At 32.1% G+C, this 18,511-nt stretch carries 17 protein-coding genes and 1 tRNA gene; 11 read left to right on the plus strand and 7 right to left on the minus strand.

What is annotated here, in order from left to right; all coding sequences use genetic code 11:
- Nucleotides 1–61: 61 nt before the first annotated feature.
- Both GCL57_RS08025 and GCL57_RS08030 read left to right on the plus strand, forming a co-directional pair.
- A tRNA-Leu gene (locus tag GCL57_RS08025) sits at nucleotides 62–145 on the plus strand.
- Between the two features lie 44 nt (nucleotides 146–189).
- Nucleotides 190–504 (plus strand): BolA family protein, encoded by a 315-nt coding sequence (locus GCL57_RS08030; RefSeq protein ID WP_152212837.1) that lies wholly within the window; start codon nucleotides 190–192, stop codon nucleotides 502–504.
- Nucleotides 505–515: 11 nt separating this feature from the next.
- Here GCL57_RS08030 and GCL57_RS08035 read toward each other — a convergent pair whose 3' ends face one another.
- The 3 genes from GCL57_RS08035 to GCL57_RS08045 all read right to left on the minus strand — a co-directional run bounded on the left by GCL57_RS08035 (nucleotide 516) and on the right by GCL57_RS08045 (nucleotide 4,793).
- On the minus strand, nucleotides 516–2,069 hold the full coding sequence (locus tag GCL57_RS08035; RefSeq protein WP_152212838.1) for an Rne/Rng family ribonuclease: 1,554 nt from the start codon (nucleotides 2,067–2,069) through the stop codon (nucleotides 516–518).
- Between the two features lie 63 nt (nucleotides 2,070–2,132).
- Nucleotides 2,133–3,605 (minus strand): 3-deoxy-D-manno-octulosonic acid transferase, encoded by a 1,473-nt coding sequence (locus tag GCL57_RS08040; RefSeq protein ID WP_152212839.1) that lies wholly within the window; start codon nucleotides 3,603–3,605, stop codon nucleotides 2,133–2,135.
- A gap of 24 nt (nucleotides 3,606–3,629) precedes the next feature.
- Nucleotides 3,630–4,793 (minus strand): citrate/2-methylcitrate synthase, encoded by a 1,164-nt coding sequence (locus GCL57_RS08045; RefSeq protein ID WP_152212840.1) that lies wholly within the window; start codon nucleotides 4,791–4,793, stop codon nucleotides 3,630–3,632.
- A gap of 125 nt (nucleotides 4,794–4,918) precedes the next feature.
- On the opposite strand from GCL57_RS08045, the gene GCL57_RS08050 reads away from it, so the two are divergent.
- The 9 genes from GCL57_RS08050 (at nucleotide 4,919) to GCL57_RS08090 (ending at nucleotide 12,642) form a co-directional block, all read left to right on the plus strand.
- Nucleotides 4,919–5,989, plus strand: coding sequence for an acetyl-CoA carboxylase carboxyltransferase subunit alpha (locus tag GCL57_RS08050; RefSeq protein WP_152212841.1), 1,071 nt, complete (start codon nucleotides 4,919–4,921; stop codon nucleotides 5,987–5,989).
- A gap of 10 nt (nucleotides 5,990–5,999) precedes the next feature.
- Nucleotides 6,000–6,719, plus strand: coding sequence for a (d)CMP kinase (gene cmk, locus GCL57_RS08055; RefSeq protein ID WP_152212842.1), 720 nt, complete (start codon nucleotides 6,000–6,002; stop codon nucleotides 6,717–6,719).
- A 19-nt stretch (nucleotides 6,720–6,738) separates the two neighbouring features.
- Nucleotides 6,739–7,452: a MotA/TolQ/ExbB proton channel family protein gene (locus tag GCL57_RS08060; protein ID WP_152212843.1), complete on the plus strand. Its 714-nt coding sequence runs from the start codon at nucleotides 6,739–6,741 to the stop codon at nucleotides 7,450–7,452.
- Between the two features lie 12 nt (nucleotides 7,453–7,464).
- Entirely contained in the window at nucleotides 7,465–7,908 is a 444-nt protein-coding gene (locus GCL57_RS08065) for an ExbD/TolR family protein (RefSeq protein WP_152212844.1), read from the plus strand.
- Nucleotides 7,905–9,122, plus strand: a complete 1,218-nt coding sequence (locus GCL57_RS08070; protein WP_152212845.1) for a TonB C-terminal domain-containing protein — start codon at nucleotides 7,905–7,907, stop codon at nucleotides 9,120–9,122. The genes GCL57_RS08065 and GCL57_RS08070 overlap by 4 nt, the downstream gene beginning before the upstream one ends.
- Nucleotides 9,123–9,132: 10 nt before the next feature.
- A complete protein-coding gene (locus GCL57_RS08075) occupies nucleotides 9,133–10,575 on the plus strand; it encodes a PD40 domain-containing protein (protein ID WP_161597665.1) in 1,443 nt (480 codons plus the stop codon).
- A 165-nt stretch (nucleotides 10,576–10,740) separates the two neighbouring features.
- A complete protein-coding gene (locus tag GCL57_RS08080; RefSeq protein WP_152212847.1) occupies nucleotides 10,741–11,880 on the plus strand; it encodes a PP2C family protein-serine/threonine phosphatase in 1,140 nt (379 codons plus the stop codon).
- A 17-nt stretch (nucleotides 11,881–11,897) separates the two neighbouring features.
- Nucleotides 11,898–12,257 carry a group I truncated hemoglobin gene (locus GCL57_RS08085; protein ID WP_152212848.1) on the plus strand — a complete coding sequence of 120 codons (360 nt, stop codon included), beginning with the start codon at nucleotides 11,898–11,900 and terminating at the stop codon, nucleotides 12,255–12,257.
- Nucleotides 12,258–12,270: 13 nt separating this feature from the next.
- Complete coding sequence (locus tag GCL57_RS08090) at nucleotides 12,271–12,642, plus strand: group I truncated hemoglobin (protein WP_152212849.1); 372 nt, start codon at nucleotides 12,271–12,273, stop codon at nucleotides 12,640–12,642.
- Here the strand turns inward: GCL57_RS08090 and GCL57_RS08095 are convergent.
- The 4 genes from GCL57_RS08095 to gyrA are packed head-to-tail and all read right to left on the minus strand — an operon-like array spanning nucleotide 12,623 to nucleotide 18,510.
- Nucleotides 12,623–13,456 carry a non-canonical purine NTP pyrophosphatase gene (locus tag GCL57_RS08095; RefSeq protein WP_152212850.1) on the minus strand — a complete coding sequence of 278 codons (834 nt, stop codon included), beginning with the start codon at nucleotides 13,454–13,456 and terminating at the stop codon, nucleotides 12,623–12,625. The genes GCL57_RS08090 and GCL57_RS08095 overlap by 20 nt on opposite strands.
- 38 nt (nucleotides 13,457–13,494) lie before the next feature.
- The gene (fsa, locus tag GCL57_RS08100) at nucleotides 13,495–14,157 is read right to left on the minus strand and encodes a fructose-6-phosphate aldolase (RefSeq protein WP_152212851.1); all 663 of its coding nucleotides are present in this window, start codon (nucleotides 14,155–14,157) and stop codon (nucleotides 13,495–13,497) included.
- 17 nt (nucleotides 14,158–14,174) lie between these two features.
- On the minus strand, nucleotides 14,175–16,028 hold the full coding sequence (locus GCL57_RS08105) for a hypothetical protein (protein ID WP_152212852.1): 1,854 nt from the start codon (nucleotides 16,026–16,028) through the stop codon (nucleotides 14,175–14,177).
- A 4-nt stretch (nucleotides 16,029–16,032) separates the two neighbouring features.
- The gene (gene gyrA, locus GCL57_RS08110) at nucleotides 16,033–18,510 is read right to left on the minus strand and encodes a DNA gyrase subunit A (RefSeq protein WP_152212853.1); all 2,478 of its coding nucleotides are present in this window, start codon (nucleotides 18,508–18,510) and stop codon (nucleotides 16,033–16,035) included.
- Between the last annotated feature and the right edge of the window lies 1 nt (nucleotide 18,511).

Below are 18,511 nucleotides of genomic sequence, written 5' to 3' on the forward strand. Positions count from 1 at the left end.
TTAGTTTTTATTGGGAATCCAGTTGAATTATATGGAATTCTCATATACACAAAGGTCTTGAGCGGACGTGGTGAAATTGGTAGACACGCTGGTCTTAGAAGCCAGTGCCAATGGTGTGAGAGTTCGAGTCTCTCCGTCCGCACCATCCTAAAAAGTCTTATTATAATTCCTTTCTTAAGACGGTGAAACATGAGTATAAAATTAACAATTGAAAATAAATTAAAAGAAAATTTTTCTCCGCTTTATTTAAAAGTTGAAAATGAAAGCTATATGCATAGCGTCCCTAAAGGTTCAGAAACACATTTTCGAATTGAAATCGTATCAAATGCTTTTGAAAATATTTCATTATTAAAAAGACACCGTATGATTAATGAAGTTCTTGCTGAAGAATTTTCAAAAATTAGAGCAAGTTCTTTACATACTTTTACTCAATCAGAATGGGAAAAAAGAAATGGAGAAGTTAATAAATCACCAAATTGTATGGGTGGCTCTAAAACAATTTAACATTCTCACAATTATTCAAATCGCATAGGTGCTATTTCAAAGTGTTCTAAATGATACTCAACAAAAGACTTAACTACTACTTTTTTTGAATATTTTAATTTTAATTCATCCAAGAATATTTTATCTTCTTCTAATAATCTATCAGAAACATGTGGATGTGCTTTAATAACAAAGCCTTCATTACTCGATCGACTAAACTCTCTTAAAAGCTCTCTAATGACTTCATACGAAATTGTAGCAGGACTTTTCACATGACCATTTCCTTCACAATAAGGACAATCTACAGTCATTTTCTGCATAAGACTTTCTTCAGTTCTTTTTCGAGTCATTTGCACTAAACCCATTTCAGAAATTCTTAATACAGTCGTTTTAGCTTTATCTTTTTTAAGTTCTTCAACTAAAGCTTGAAATACTTTATCGCGATCATCCCCACGATCCATATCGATAAAATCAAGAATAATAATGCCACCAATGTTTCGAAGTCTTAATTGCTGAACAATTTCTTTTACAGCTTCAAGATTTGTTTTAACAATTGTATCACCTAAAGATTTACTACCTACAAATCGGCCTGTGTTAACATCAATTGCAGTTAAAGCTTCGGTTTGTTCTATAATTAAATATCCACCTGATTTTAACCAAACTTTAGAACCCAGTCCTCGTGAAACTTCCTGCTCAATTCCAAAGGCATCAAAAATTTGATTTTCACCTTGAAAAAGCTGAACTTGTGCACCCAATTTAACACTAAATCGATTTAAAAATCGAACAAGATCTTCGTAACGCTTTTTATCATCTATAACAATTCTATCTAGATCTCTAGAAATTAAATCTCGAGTTGCTCGAAATACTAGATCTAAATCTTCATGAACAAGGCAGGGAGATTTTGATTTTAAACTTTTTGTTCTTAAGGTTTCCCAAAGTTTTACCAAAAAATCGATGTCTGCTGTGATTTTTTCATCAGGAACATTTTCACTTGCGGTTCTTACTATTATCCCAGCGCCTTCTGTTTTAATTTTTTGGACAACTGTGCGTAGACGAGTTCTTTCGTCTTCAGACAATATTCGTCTACTCACTCCAATATGATTAATGCTTGGCATTAGAACAACGTAACGACCAGGTAAACTTAAATACGTTGTTACTCTAGCTCCCTTTGTACCAATTGCATCTTTTGCAACTTGAACAAGTACTTCTTGTCCTTCCTTAACAAGATCTGTAATTTTATATTGTTTTTGGAAATGCTTAGGATTGTTTGTTTCGATATTTTCATCTTCATCTGGCTGGTGGTGATGAATAGGTTTTCCTTCTTCATCAAAACCTTCGGGAAGTTCTTGGGAGTCTTCAGATTTAATATCTCCGCCATAAAGAAAAGCGGCTCGTTCAAGACCTATATCAACAAAACAACTTTGCATGCCAGGTAAAACACGAATGACTTTACCCTTATATATTCCTCCGACAATCCCTCTATCTCTGCTTCGTTCAATATAATACTCAGATACTTGCCCACCTTCGATGAGTGCAACACGTGTCTCATACGAGGTACTATTAATAACCAATTGCTTAGCGACCATGACTCATATTCTTTTTTAAAAAGGTTCAAAAATCCAAACACAAGTGGAATCACCTAGGCACAATTATTTTTGCTCTTTTTTGAGAGCTTGCAAGACAATTTCACTTGTATCGGGAATACTTCTAAAAAGTTCCAACGATCTCGACTTGGATTGAGCCAACAGTCTAGCTGGGTGAGGAGAATCAGTCCCCTGCTCTTCCAAACTAACCCACTGAACCAAAAATTGAAACAACTCATTTGAATTTTGAAAAGAAATAGCCCCACCCATTCTAACAAGCTCTTTTGCTTCGCTTGCACGCAAAAATAGACTACCAATTAGGACAGGAACACCATGTGCAGCAGCCTCTAAAACGTTATGAATTTGACCATCAAACCCCCCGCCTATTATAGAAACATCAGATAATTCATAAATTTCAGCTAAATAACCAATTTTATCAAATACTATTGCATCATAACTAGATAATAATTGAGAGGATATTTTAACATTTCTTTTTAAATTATTTAAAGTATGGGTCTGTTTAATTTCTTCTATATTAATACTTTCATTATCTAATAGATCTGTTGAAAAATGTTCATGAACTTTTATAATAAATTCACTATAAAGAATAGCAAACAAACCTACGGACGAAAACTCATCAATTATTTTTTTACAAGAATTTTCTTTCACATCATGTGGAACATATATAATAAATACTTTTTCTTTAATTTTTGAGCAATCTAATGCAATCTTATGCTCTTCTTTATGAGGAGAACCAAAAATAATATTTTTTTTATTTAAAACCTCTCTCTGAGCCAAACAGAATGAAAAAAAGTAAGAAAAATCTTTTTCATTCTTTCTCTTAAAACAATTATTTGCTCTTTCTAAAGCACGAGCCCACTTTGCATCACCAGCATAATAAACTTTTGTTTGAGGTAAGAATTGATTAAAAAATAATACATCATCTTTATTCACTGCAAATATATTTGCAAATTTTCTATAAAACTTAATATTCCAAATTTTACTCAAGTACCCAAAAACACCTTTCTTTGTTTTATTAGCAGATGCAGAAAGCAAATTCATTTCAATATTTAATTTACTAACTTCATAAAATAAAGCAGGCCAAATATCATATCGAACAAAGAAAACCTTAGAAATTGGCAATGTATTAAATATCATATTATAATTTTTTCTGGCATCAATTGGCAGTCCAAAAGATGAAATTAGAGCAGGAAAATTTTTTATAAATGGTTCAGTGCTCGGCGAAAAATAAGTTAACAAAAAATAAGTATTCGACTTTTCGTGAAGTTTTCTTGCAATTGGAATAGCTTGCTCAAGTTCACCAGCACTTGCTACATGAAACCAATAGATTGAAAAATCTTTATTTTCTTTTGTTTTTATTTTTAAAAAATTTTCTTGAGCAATTTTTAATTCTCTTACAAAATAATGAGTTTCTCTAATTTCACAAAATCTTTTTAATTTATAATTATCTATATATTTAGAGATAAAATTTAATAAAATATAAATTATTTTTTGTGCAAACTCATATAAAAATAACACTCAATTCTCCTTAATTAATATATATTAGCGCTGTTCAAGTGGAATATATGGAATATTTACCTCACCAATGTAATGGGACGTTGGACGATAAAGTTTATTATTTTGTCGCAACTCCAAAATATGGGCGCACCAACCAACCATTCTAGCAGCAGCAAAAATAGCAGGATATAATATTGGATGTATTCCTAATTTTTTATAAACTGCTCCACTCCAAAAATCGACATTGGCAAAAACAGGCATCATTTTTTCTTCAAAATACTTTCTTGCCTCAATTTCAATTCTTGTTAATAATTTTAAATCACTTTCTTTTTCATCTTTAGATGTAAGCTGAGTTAAAAGATCTCGAAAAATAATTGCTCTTGGATCGATTGTTTTATAAACTCTATGCCCCATTCCCATAATTTTTGCACCAGAATGCAATAAGTCTCTTGTGTATTTCTCGATATCATTGCTATTTTTTGCATTTTTAAGCATTTCAACCACAAGTTCGCTTGCTCCTCCATGCAAAGATCCACTTAAAGCCCCAACAGCTGCACTTGTTGCAGAATAAAAATTAGTTAATGTCGAAGCAACTGCGCGAGCGGTAAAAGTAGAAGAATTAAAACCATGATCCATTTGAATAATAAGTGCTATTTCCATACATCGTGTTTGATTTTTTGTAGGAATTTTTCCAAATAGCATATAAATAAAGTTTTCAACAAAACTGAGATCAGAACGAGGTTCTAACAAAGGAACACCTAAATAATGCCGATAAGCCGCAGATAATATAACAGGACTCTGCGCAATTATTCTCATAACATTTTCAATATAATTATCTTCTTCTAAATACTCTTCACTTCTATCAATACATGCTAAAGCAGACAAACCAGTTTGAAGCACAAAAAGAGGATGTGAATGTTGAGGCATTTCTTCAATGATCCTTAATACTTTTTCTTGGGTTCGAGACATATTTCGCAGTCCCCACTGAAATCCTTCCAATTTACTTTTGGTTGGTAATTTACCAGAAAGGAGCAACCAAGCCGTTTCTTCAAAGGTTGCGTGTGCTGCTAATTCAGCAATATTAATTCCTCTATAAAATAGCCTACCGTTCACTCCATCGACAAAACTAACGCTCGTCGTATCGACGATAATGTCTTGCATACCACGCTTGAATTCATCACTTTGTTTGAAAGAATCTTGCTGGTTCATTTCAAATAACCTCTTATATTTTGACCAAGACGTACAATTTTGCTACCAACTTTAACAATGCTCGAATTTTTGTTTTGAGCTGTACACATTGTGACATAACAGCTATTATAGAGGATTAACACATTATGGACATTCTGCAGCTTGAAAAACCCTTGCATGAACTTTCTAAAAGAATAGAAGAGCTTCGTCTTGCAGCTCAACAATCAACTCTCATCCCTGATAGACAGCAAGATACAAAAGGTTTAAATGAAGAAATATCTATCCTTGAAAATAAATTCGAAACTCTTGCAAAAGAAATTTTTTCGAATTTAAATTCATTTCAAATCACTCAACTTTCAAGACATCCAAATCGTCCATATACTTTAGACATCATCAATCAGCTGTGCACCGATTTTATCGAATTACACGGTGATAGAAACTTTATGGATGATCAAGCTATTGTTACAGGAATTGCTATATTTAGAAATAGAAGAGTTGTTGTTGTAGGCACTCAAAAAGGACGCGGCACCAAAGAAAATATGAAAAGAAATTTTGGAATGCCAAAACCTGAAGGATACAGAAAAGCACTCCGTGTTATGGCATTGGCAGAAAGATTCGGCCTTCCAATCATAACTTTTATTGACACCCCAGGCGCTTATCCTGGCCTTGAGGCTGAAGAGCGCGGACAAAACGAAGCAATTGCAAAAAATATTATGGTTATGAGTCGCTTGTCTGTACCTATCATTTCAGTTGTTGTGGGCGAAGGACAAAGCGGCGGAGCTCTTGCAATTGGTGTTGCAAACCGAATTCTTATGATGGAATATTCAATATATAGCGTCATTTCTCCTGAAGGCTGCTCCTCAATTCTGTGGAAAGATGGAACTCAAGCGGATAGAGCTGCAAATATCTTAGGATTAACAGCAGAAATTGCACTTAAAAATAAAGTTATTGATGAAATAATTAAAGAACCTCTTGGTGGTGCTCATTGGAAAACGAAAGAAGCTATTGAATCGATTGGAAATGCAGTTGAAAAGAATTTAACAAGCCTTTCCAAAATGAGCAAAGAAGAACTCAAGCAAGACAGAATTAAAAAGTATTTTAAAATTGGTAGTGTTCAAAATATGCCGGCTATTTCCCCATTCCGTGTTGATAAATCGCCAGTTGCAGCATGGGATGAATCTTGGGAAGATGTAGAATCATCTATGGGATTAAATTAAAAGGATTAGCATGTATCCAGATCACGATCTTTTAGAAAAATTAAAAGTCATTACCATTGATGGGCCCGCTGGTTCAGGAAAAAGTACAGTTGCAAAAATTGTAGCCACTAAACTTGGCTGGATTTACGTAACAACTGGCGCTATATACCGCTCTCTTGCACTTTTATTTCATGAAGCAAATTTAAAAGAAAAAGATTTAGGAAACATTGAACGTTTTACTTCTTTTATCAATGAAAGATATAGACAAGAGTCTTCTTCTGGAAAAGTGTTTCTTGGCGAAAGAGAAGTCTCTCATGAAATTAAAGCCCCGCATGTTTCAGAACTGGCAAGTCTTTTAGCACAAGAAGATTCTGTTAGAAAAAGATTATTACCGATTCAACGCAAAGTAGTATTAAATAATAATGGAGCTGTTGTTGATGGTAGAGATATGGGAACAGTCGTATTTCCAGATGCTCCACTTAAAATATTTTTAACAGCATCACCCGAAGAACGAGCAGAAAGACGTTTAAAAGAGCTACATTTAAATGGAATGAAAACAAATATAAACGAACTTATGAAAGAAATTAATGAAAGAGACTTACGCGACACAAATAGAAGAATTGCCCCCCTAAAGCCAGCTCATGATGCAATTCTTCTCGATTCCACAAAATCAACACAAGAAGAAATTGCTAAAATTATTTTAAAGTATGCTTTGCAAAAAGAAATGATTATTAAAAAATCTGAAATATAACTTCTGGAAGGTAGCATTCATGGAAACAGTAGCGCAATCTACAAAAATTGATTGGTTTTCAATTATACTCCATGGAGGTCCAATTGGAATTGCAATAATGGTATTACTTGCAATTATGAGTATTTGGGCCTGGATTGTTATTATTAGTAAAATGCGTGTTTTGAAAGAAATGCACGGACTCTCAGAAAAGTTTTTAACTAATTTTTGGGAAGCAAAAAGTCTTTCTGAATTAAACCTAAGAGTTAAAGACATGGAATATAGCCCTGCGCGAGAAGTTTTTCGCTCAGGTTTTAATGAAATGATTCGGGTTTTACAGACACGTGAAAAAAGAGGATCAACCAGTTCTGTCATATTTGATACCGTAAAAAGAACTCTTTCACGTCAGAAAATGATTGAGGAAGCTAATCTTGGCAACAACTTAAGTATTTTAGCTGTGTGTGCATCTGCAGGACCATTTATAGGTTTATTTGGAACAGTGGTCGGTATTATACGCGCATTTCATGATATAGGTTCAAACGGTGCTTCAAGCTTAGCAGCTGTTGCTCCAGGAATTTCTGAAGCACTTATTGCGACAGCTCTTGGCCTTTTTGTAGCTATTCCAGCAGTTATTTTTTACAATATTTTAATTAGTAAAATAAAAAAGCATCTTGTTTTACTCGATGGATTTTCATCCGATTTTATAAATATTTTAGAGAGACACTACACAATAAAACCAGATCAAGATAATAATTAAAAGGAAACATTCATGTCATTTCATCTTGATAGCGAAAATGACGTTGGAGAAAGTAGACGCAAGGCTAATTTCATTTCAGAAATTAATATGACTCCATTTGTGGACGTTTGTCTTGTCTTACTTATAATTTTTATGGTTACAGCACCATTTGCAATTTCCGGAATTAATGTTCAACTTCCAAAAACTCAAGCAAAATCACTTACACTTTCCGGAGAATCACTCGTTATTTCTATAAATAAAAAGGGTGAATATTATATTGGAAAAAATCTTGTAAAAGAAACAAATCTTGTTTCTCAAATTCAAAACTCTGTTAAAGATGACGAACATCCCTCTATATTTATCCGAGCAGATGATGGTGTTCCATACGGCAAAGTCATGAATGCTATGACAGCTGCCCAAAGAGCAGGGGTAGAACGAATTGGCATGGTTGGCGAAAATAAACGTGATAAAAAATGAAAAAAAATAATCTACTTTTAGATCACCCAAATCGTTTTCCTGAAGTCGATGAAAAAAACATGCTTAAATATGGAAAAGCATTTTATGATACAAAGACCAATATTTTATTTTCAAGAACAATTGAAGATGATTTTACAAATAATATATTTCCAGGTCCCCGTTTTGTCAAAACTCTTGATTTACCATTACAGAAGAAAATTAAACAACCTATCATTGATATTATAGGTACAACTGCAAAAATCCCATTTTTATCACCTGATCAAGTAAAAATACTTTATTATCCAAATAAATCTCACTTTATAAAATCCATAGTAATTCATATTTTTTTCATTTTGAGTTATTTTATTCTTTCATATATATTTAGTTTTCAATCTGTGCCCCCTGATATCGTAGAAGTTACTTTTGGAATGAGTGAAAATTTTGCGCAAACAAAACAAACTTCCCAAAAAGATGATGAAGTTGGCGAACGCGAAGCAACAAAGACAATTAGAGAATTACCTCAATTAACAAATAATATAACCCCAGATACAACTCCAGTTACTCAACAAAAAATAGAAAAAACTACCCCAAAAATTTCAGACAAATCAAAAGATTTAATTCTAAAAGAGCAAAATAAAAAAGACATTAATGAAAATAATGAGAAACTAAAAACAGATTTAAAAAAACCAATAGGCCCCGTTCCTGATCAAGATAAGCAAAAGGTTAATTTAGAAGAATATTTAAAAAGAAAAGAATTAGATAGCCGAAAAGAAGACGTTAGAAAAAATGTAGGAGTTCGCAATGCAGATGATGACAAACCTGAAGGCAGTAAAAATAATATAAATAATTTGCCTGACTCTCCATTTTCAACGCCAAGCGATATTCCAAACAGTCCATTTGCAGCAGCACCTTCAGGCGTTATAAATGGAAAAATCAGTTCAAAAAGTTATAATTCTTATAAGGCATATATTGCAAGGCAATTAAAGCTCAATTGGAGCACAACCGAAGGATCTGCATTTACACCTGCCTTAAGAACTCGCGTTATTTTTACAGTTAATTCCTATGGATACTTAATTGGAAAAGCTAAAATACTTAAGACAAGCGGAAACTCACAATTTGATCAACTAGTTTTAAACTCAGTAGAAAGTACATTTCCTGTACAAGAAATTCCACCTAAAGATATAAAACCACCTGTTACTTTAGATGCAGGTTTTACACCAAAAAGTGTTCAATAAAAGGACTTTTATGAAATTAAATTTTAAAATAAAAAAATTATATCTATTCACATTTCTCCTTAGTATTAGTTGTATAAATAATATTCAATCAGATGAAATTTCAACGAATAATTCAAATATTTTATTAAGTAACGATGATCTTGTTGATGAATCAAAATTAGACAATACTATCGAAGTGGGGGCTCCAAATGTAAGAAAAATTCGAATGGCAATCCCAAACTTTGCATTGTCAGAAAAAACTATTTCAATTAACTCAAACGAATTAAATAATTTCTCTAAAAGATTAACTTCAATATTAAGTTTTACAAATTGGTTTGAATTTATTCCACAGGAAGCTCTTTTAACTTCTCAAACTGTAGCTCTTCAACCATTTCAGACAGCTCAATGGAAAGCTTTAAAAGCAGAGTTTGTCATCCTTGGTAAATTTACCAAAGCTAAAAATCAAACTCGCTTTAATTTAGAATTAAGATTATTTGATGTAAAATCTCAAATTCAGTTAATTGGAAAAATGTATAATAATTTAACAATAAAATCGACCGACATGGCATTAAGAAGATTTGCAGACGTTTCAGTTGCAGCTTTAACCGGAACAGCAGGACCATTTATGTCGCAAATTGTTTTTGTTGGAAAAAAAGATAAAAATGCAAATGGACAAATATTTACTGCTGATTTTGATGGTGGTAATGTTCGACAAATAACTGAAGACAGAGCTGTTCATTTAAGCCCCAATTGGTCGAATGATGGAACAAAAATAGTCTACACGTCATTCAAATCCGGCAAACCAGATATTTATATTTACAATCTTTTAACTAAACAAGAAACACGCGCAATTTCTGGAACAGGCAACAGCTCAGGAGCCAATTGGTCACCAGACGGAAATTTAATCGCATATTCAGCTAGCACAATAGATGGATCTACTCATATATTCACAACAAATAAGTTTGGTGGAAATAAAAAATCATTTATTTCTACAAGTGCAATTGAAGTAGAACCGGCTTTTTCGCCTAATGGAAAATCAATAGCCTATACAAGTACAAAATATGGGAAACCTATGATTTTTGTAAAAGATCTCAGTTCTGGAAATACAACGAGACTTACTTATGCAGGCTGGTACAATGCAAGTGCATGTTGGAGTCCAGATAGCAAAACAATTGTATTTGCAAGCTATGATCGAGATATAAATCTCTGGGATTTATTTAAAATTGCTTCAAATGGAACCGGAATAGAGCGACTCACACTCAGTCAAGGTGATAACGAAAAACCTTCATTCTCACCTGACGGTCGATTTATTTTATTTCAATCAGATAGATCTTCTTCAGGAGGTCGTTTAGGGACCCATAAACTTTATTATATGGCGAAAGATGGGGCTTATCAAAAAGCTTTGAATATTCCGATCTATGAAACGAAACAAGCAACTTGGGGACCAAGAATAACTCAATTCGATGACGAATAAAAAAATCTCCTCTCAATTTATTATAAGAAATTTGCCAAAATATTGACTTATCTAGTTTAATCTTTTTTGAATAAAATATTGGCACTCTAATTAACTCATAATATTTTTACTGTTATGCTTATAAAATAAATCAATCTTTTATAAACAAATAAATGGTAAAAAAGAATGATAATTAAAATTGAAGACATTTTAGAATCCATAAAAATTCCAATTGCAATTTTTAATGAAAAAGATTTTAATATAACAAATAAAAATAATGATTTTAGTTCTTTATTTAAAGGAATAAGTGATAATTTAATCGACATTTTTTTAAAAGTTGATTTAAAAAATATTCTATCTTTACCAGAAAAAAAATTCGAATATAATTGTACTCTAAAAAAAATTAAAAATGTTCCATTTGAATTCCATATAAATGTAATCTCTGATGAATTTTCAATAATTTATGGGTTCAATAATATGAAAATCAAAGAAAATGAATATATTATGAATTCATTTTCTAAAATGATAAATGACTTCAATCTACTCAAAGAAAAACAAATGAAAGATAGCCTAGAAATGGCGAGTAGTATTCAAAAATCACTTCTTCCTCTTCCAAATCTAAAAGTTAAAAATTTTTCAATTTCTTCATTTTATCAGTCTGCTGTTTCAATTGGAGGAGATTGGTATAACTATTATGTAAATGAAAAAGAAGCTCATATTTATATAGGTGATATTACTGGTCATGGTATTGGATCGGCTTTATTAGCAGGAGTTATTACAGGAATATATGAAAAACATCTTTTGAAAGTAATAAATGAAAAATCTGATTTTCCAAATCCAACTCTTATTCTAAATGATTTTAACAAAATTATTCTCAAGTTAAGTAATCAAAAATTAGTCATGACAATGCTTGCTTTGGTTATTTCAAAAGAGAAAATGAATATAATTTCTTATTCAGCAGCACACAATCCACCATTACTTCTTAAACGAAGTAAATTAGATTCCAGTGGACAAATTGAAATTAAACTTATTGGAAACAGTGGAAGTAAACTTGGATATTCTGAAAATTTAAATCTTACAGAGCAAAATATAAGTATTGAAGCTGGTGATATCCTATTTGCATATACAGATGGTATTATTGAAGGATTATCAAATGGAGAAGAATTTGGTATTAAAAGATTAAAAGATACTTTAAAAAATTTGTTCATGCAAAAAATACCCGTTGAAGAAATTATGCTGCAAGTAAAAGAAACTATTTTATCCTCATTTGATTCGCGAGCTCTAGAGGATGATATTTCTGCAATAGCCGTTGAAGTGCTCAATTAGTATCTAAAGGAGTAAAAATGAATGAAAGTATTTATGACAAATATGGTGGCTATACAGTTTTGCATTCAGTTGTAAGTTTATTCTATAAAAAAATAATGAACTCTGAAAACCTTATCCACTATTTTGAAAATGTTGACTTATCTAGACTAATTGATCATCAAACAAAATTCTTAACTACTGTTTTGGGTGGACCCATCATGTATGACTCAAAACTTTTAAAGAAAGCGCATGCAGCTTTAAAAATTCCTATCAAAGATTTTACAGAAGTTGCTGGCTTACTTCAAGAAACCCTTGTTGAATCAAAACTAGAAAAACCAGATATAGATAAAATAATGGAAGTGGTTGCATCTTTTAAAAATGATATAATTACAACATAAGAATTGAGTTATAATGAAAAAAAATATTTATGATAAATACGGCGGCAGCAAAGCATTAGAAGCTATTGTTATTGTTTTTTATGAAAAAGTTTTACAATCTAAAAATTTAATTCACTATTTCGAAAATATAGATATGAATAAATTAATGTCTCATCAAGTTAAGTTTTTATCCGCACTTTTAGGTGGTCCTATACAATATGACAATTCAACTATTAAAAATATGCATAGAAAACTAAATATATCTGAAAAAGATTTTAATGAAACAGCAAATCTATTAAAAGAAACATTAGCAGAAAAAAAATTTGATTGGGAAGATATTGATTCAGTTATGAAAAAAATAAGTTCATTTAAAGATGATATTGTGACTAAAAGTCCCCACGCATAGCTTTCATTGCAAATGCTCTATGGCTTTTTGCATTTTTCTCTTCCATTGTTATACTTGCAAAAGATAAATCCTTTTTTGATACAGAATAGAATAAAGAATCATACCCATGACCAGCACCTTGAATTAAGTTTTGTTCGCTATTTGAGACTTCCCCACAACAAAATCCATAGTGTATATTGAGAATAAAATTACTAATAAATTGTGGAATTAAAGTGGGTATTGAGATTTTATCAGTAAAAAATCCGCCATCACTATTAAAATCTACTTTATGTAAGCACTTTTCTTCGAATTCTATAATATTTTTATTTACAAGTGATTTTGCATCTTTAATATTATAATTTATAATACTATTACTTTTGAGATCTTTAATTGCTATTTCAATTAAAAAGCAAACAAAAAATGCAGGCGTTCTTTTTTCATTTTGAAAATCAGTTGTAGATCCCAAATTACCTATTTCATAAATCAATTTTTTTCGATTGTTAGTATCATCTTTAGGAGAACCAGCATAAGTAGCGGAGTGAACTCCAGGCAAAAAATTTAAAGCAGGCACGCACAATCCAGAATCATCGACAATTATCTTTTCTATTTCATTAAATTCTTTAATTTTAAAATTATCTGAAATGTATTTCAATGCAGATAGAATTTTAATCAAAGCATTTGAAAAAAAATAATCTGAATTTTCAATAGCCTCTATTTGTTTTATACTTTCAATTTTTTTTAAATCACGTATACCAATTATTTTATTCTCTGCTGAGAGCATGTTTGAAAATTCAGCTAATTTACCTTGATTACTTGTGCATATAAAAAGACTCATTGGAATTTATAACTTCTAATTTTAAATTATTATAGATATCACTGTGAAAGAATACTTCTTTGTCCTGAATTCTTCCAATCTTCAATAAATTGAATTAATCCTTTTTCAGTTAGAGGATGATAATACAGTTGAAATAAAACTTTATATGGCAATGTAACGACATCAGCACCTGATATAAAAGAATCCGAAACATGCCTAGGATTGCGTATACTCGCTGCAAGAATTTTAGTTTCAACTTTGTGAGAAGTATACAATGTCCTTATTTCTTTTATTAAATGAATACCTTCTTCACCAATATCATCAAGTCTTCCAATAAATGGAGAAACATAGGTTGCTCCAGCTTTAGCAGCTAGCAAAGCCTGGCCTACACTAAAACAAAGGGTAACGTTCGTTTTAATGCCTTTTCCATTTAAATATTTGCACGCTTTTAAGCCGTCTTCTGTTAATGGGAGCTTAATAACAATACTATTTGCAAGTTTAACAAGCTCTTCAGCTTCCTTAATCATCCCTTTTGAATCTAATGAAATAACTTCTGCTGAAATAGGTCCTGGAATAATATTTGCAATCTCTGTTAATACTGTTTTAAAATCTTGTCCTGATTTTGCAATGAGAGATGGATTTGTCGTAACTCCATCACAAACTCCAAGTTCAGCAACTGCTTTAATTTCTTTAATATCTGCAGAATCAATAAAAATTTTCATGATAGATTCTTTCATTATTAAAATGGTGTAAAAACTGAATTCGTTGAAGAAACGTTATATTTCGTAATTTCAGAAGTCAAAAAATTTACACAAAATACTTTTGGGGTTCCACTTACAAAGGAAACATCTGTACACAGCTGTGCTCCCGAAGCTGAGGGAAACGAATAGTAATCTGGTGCAGTAGGATCGTTTGTTGTCCCAGGAAATGTATTTGACGGTGTAATTGTTTTGAAATTATTCCCAAGCCAAGAACTGTCTAATCCCCAAGTAGAAACATTTGCAGTCATTCTATACCAATAAGGACGACAAGTTGAGCCACCAAAATTTAAAACGCTCATTTTTGGAACTGCTGAATTTATATTTTTAAATAAATCTATGTTTGATGTTCTCGAATACATATAAAATGTCAATGGCCCAGCATTCTTAGGTGTGCCTGACGCTGAACCTAATAACCAATTTGCGTTCAAATTAGTTACAGTATTGTATGGATCTATAAGTTGATATGGCGCAAGACTTGAAAAATCATTTGTATTTAAGTTTGATGCTGCATTTCTAGCTGTATTTATAGAATTAATATTTGCGTTAAGAACATCAAGCCCATTTATTAAAAATATTTCTCCACCATAACCTGTTTTACCACTTGAAGAATTATCACTTTTATTGATTGTTGCATTTGTCCCATTTTTTACAACAAACAAACTATTATCTGTAATTGTTCCATATTGGTTTCCAGTTATTGTTGCGGTAGAAGGATAACAAGTTGCAGCACTCGTTCCTGCATTTACTGAATTAGCCCAATAAGATGACCAAAAACGATTTTGAAATGAAAAAGATTTTATATCATCTTCTTTTAAGTTAATATTTGAAGCAACAATATCAATTCCATTTGATTTTGCAGCATAAGGAATTCCATTTTGATTCCAGCCTAAAGGAACAAAAAAAGTTGATTCATTTATTGTTTTATTTGCATCAATATTTGTTAACAAAACAGCTGCTAACGAAACAGCACGAAAATCTGGACATCTTATTGTAGTACATTGAGTATAATTACTATTTCCAAAATAAGATAAAGGCTCTGGCAACACTGGAAAACTATTTATAGAACTTCCTGCAAGATTTCCCATTGTTCCTGTTGGGAAAGCAATAAATAAATCATGTGTTGAATCGTATGTAGGAGCTTCAAAACCAAAAGTATAAGGTATACTTATTGAAGACTTTAATGAATCAGAAGCTGTTGATTGTTTAACAAGTGATAATGGATCATTTAACCCATAAGAAAGTATAAATAATAGCTGTGGTGCTGAACTAAAATCTTTCTTAACCTTAGTAAGAAAAGTTCTTGGAGGAATATTTGCAAAAGTTCCATCTAAATTTGCAGAAGTTATAATTGTTCCATAAACATAATAATTATTTGCATCAGCAGTTCTAGTAAAGGTCCCAAGTCTTTTTATGGTTTGTTTTCCACCTGTACTTGGCAATGTAATAGATTGACTTATAAGAGGAAAAGCGGAGTTAGAATAATTAAGAAATTGCAATTCTGTATCTGATTTAGAATCATCAAAAGATAAAGCTACAAGTTTTCCGTCTGAAGAAGTAGTTAGTTCAGTTCCGTGACTTTTAACTGAAAAAACAGAACTCAATGATATATTTCCAAATATATCAACAGCATATCTATGAATACTTCCGTCTGAATAGTCATCATTTGCAGACGTATTTAACAATAAAAAACTACTCGTAGTATCAGCAACAATTGCTCCGGGGAAAGACATATTATTGCCAATTGGTGGAGGCAATTGTCTTAACCCGCAGGATGTCGTTAAAGCCAAAGTAATCAAATACGAAGATCTAAAAAAAAAACAAGTTTTGTCCATTTATTCACTCTACTTCTTCAACTGATTCAATTTGTGTTACAGGAGTGTCGTCAAACTCACTTGGAGTTGAAACAGAAACAATCTTTTCTTCATCTAAAATACGCATAAGGCAAACACCTTGGGTCACACGTCCCATAACGCGTAATGAGCTTACTTTAATTCTTAAAACACGTCCTGTATTGGTGGTTAACATAATATCGGATTCTGCATTGACTGACATCATACTTATGACGTTTCCATTGCGTTCACTGATTTTTATAGTTTTAACACCTTTTCCGCCTCTGCTTGTTTTTCTATATTCTTCTAACTTACTTCTCTTGCCATAACCATTTTCTGTTACGACGAGAACACATTCTTCAGGTTTTACAACTTCAGCAGCAACAACAAAATCTTTGTCTACTTCGTCAAGAGTAATTCCTTTCACACCACGCGCAGTGCGTCCCATACTACGGACATCTACTTCACTAAAACGAACTGCTTGCCCATGAGCTGTAGCAATAACAACTTCATCTTTACCGGTTGTAATTTTAACAGAGACAAGTGTGTCCCCCTCTTCTAAGGTAACAGCACGCAAACCTCCCACACGAATATTTGAGAAAGAGGAAAGTTCAGTTTTCTTAATAACTCCTTCTTTTGTTACCATAAGAATATGCTGATTTTCAGTAAATTCTTTCACAGGTAACATAGCAGTAATTTGTTCATTACTAGACATTGTTAGAATTTGGTTAATAGATTTACCACGAGCTGTTGCAGACGCTTCAGGAAGCTCATAGACTTTAAAACTATAAACTTTACCTAAGTTAGAGAACATCAATACATAGTCATGTGTATGTGCATGGAAAGTAAATTTAACGACATCATTTTCTTTTAATGCAGCTCCAGTTTTACCTTTACCTGCTCTATTTTGGATTCTAAATTCATCTTGATTTACACGCTTAATATAACCAGTACTAGAAAAAGTAACAAATACATTTGCTGGCGGAATCAGACTTGCAATATCTACATCACCTGCTTCAGTAGCAATTTCTGTTCTTCTATTATCACCATGTGAATTTTTTAAATTAATAAATTCTTCTTTAGCAATGGCTTTAACTCTTTCTGGCTTTTCAAGAATATCTTTTAAATCTGCAATAATAATTAATGTTTCTTTATGTTCAGAGATAATTTTATCACGTTCTAATCCAGTCAATTGGGATAAACGCATGTCTAAAATTGCTGTAACCTGTTTTTCTGAAAGTGCATATGCAGAAATTAATTTTTCTTTTGCATCGTCACGACTTGCAGCAGCTCTAATAATTGCAACAACTTTATCGATATTATCAACAGCAATCTTTAAACCTTCCAAAATATGGAGGCGATCTTGTGCTTTGCGTAATCTAAAAGTAGTGCGTCGCGTAATCACTTCAAGGCGGTGATCTAAAAAATATTCAAGACATTCTTTTAAGTTTAAAAGTCGAGGAGCACCTCGAACAATACAAACCATATTTACGCCAAATGAGTCTTGTAAACGTGTGCGTTTATAAAGATGGTTTAATAAAACCTCAGCATTTTCACCTTTTTTAACTTCAATAACAACGCGTATACCTTCTTTGTTACTTTCATCACGAATATCAGAAATTCCTTGAATTTCTTCTTGCTTTACAAGCTCAGCTATTTTTTCAATCCATGTTAACTTATTCACTTGGTAAGGAAGTTCAGTTACAATAATCTGTTCTCTACCATTTTTTGTTGCTTCAATGGCTGCTTTTCCACGAACAACAACACTTCCTCTTCCAGTACGATAAGCGTCATGAATGCCTTTTAAACCACAGATCATTCCATAAGAAGGAAAATCAGGTCCTTTAACATAGCCCATAACTTGCTCAACCGTTACAGAGCTTTTATTTTCAATCATAAAAATAAGTGCATCGAGAACTTCTGTTAAGTTATGTGGTGGAATATTTGTTGCCATACCTACAGCAATACCGCTTTGTCCATTGACTAATAGCTGTGGTAAGACAGAAGGCAAGACAAGAGGTTGAACTTCACTGTTGTCGTAGTTTGGACCAAAATCAACAGTGTCTTCTTCAATTGAACCCATTAAAGATTCAGAAATTTTAGCCAAACGAACTTCGGTATAACGCATTGCTGCAGGAGAGTCTCCATCAATGGATCCGAAGTTTCCTTGACCATCAATTAATGGATAACGCATTGAAAAATCTTGTGCTAAACGAACAAGTGCATCATAAACAGATGTATCACTGTGAGGGTGGTATTTACCTAGAACATCACCAACAATACGAGCTGATTTTTTATACGGCTTATTATGAACATTATTTTGTTCATACATAGCATAAAGAACTCTTCTATGAACAGGTTTCATACCGTCACGAACGTCTGGAAGCGCACGACTTACTATTACACTCATTGCATAATCAAGGTATGCATTTTTCATTTCATCATTAATATTTGCGGTAACAACATTTGCTTTTTCTTGTGACATA

The sequence above is a fragment of the Fluviispira multicolorata genome (assembly GCF_009208585.1).
GTDB classification, from domain to species: domain Bacteria; phylum Bdellovibrionota_B; class Oligoflexia; order Silvanigrellales; family Silvanigrellaceae; genus Silvanigrella; species Silvanigrella multicolorata.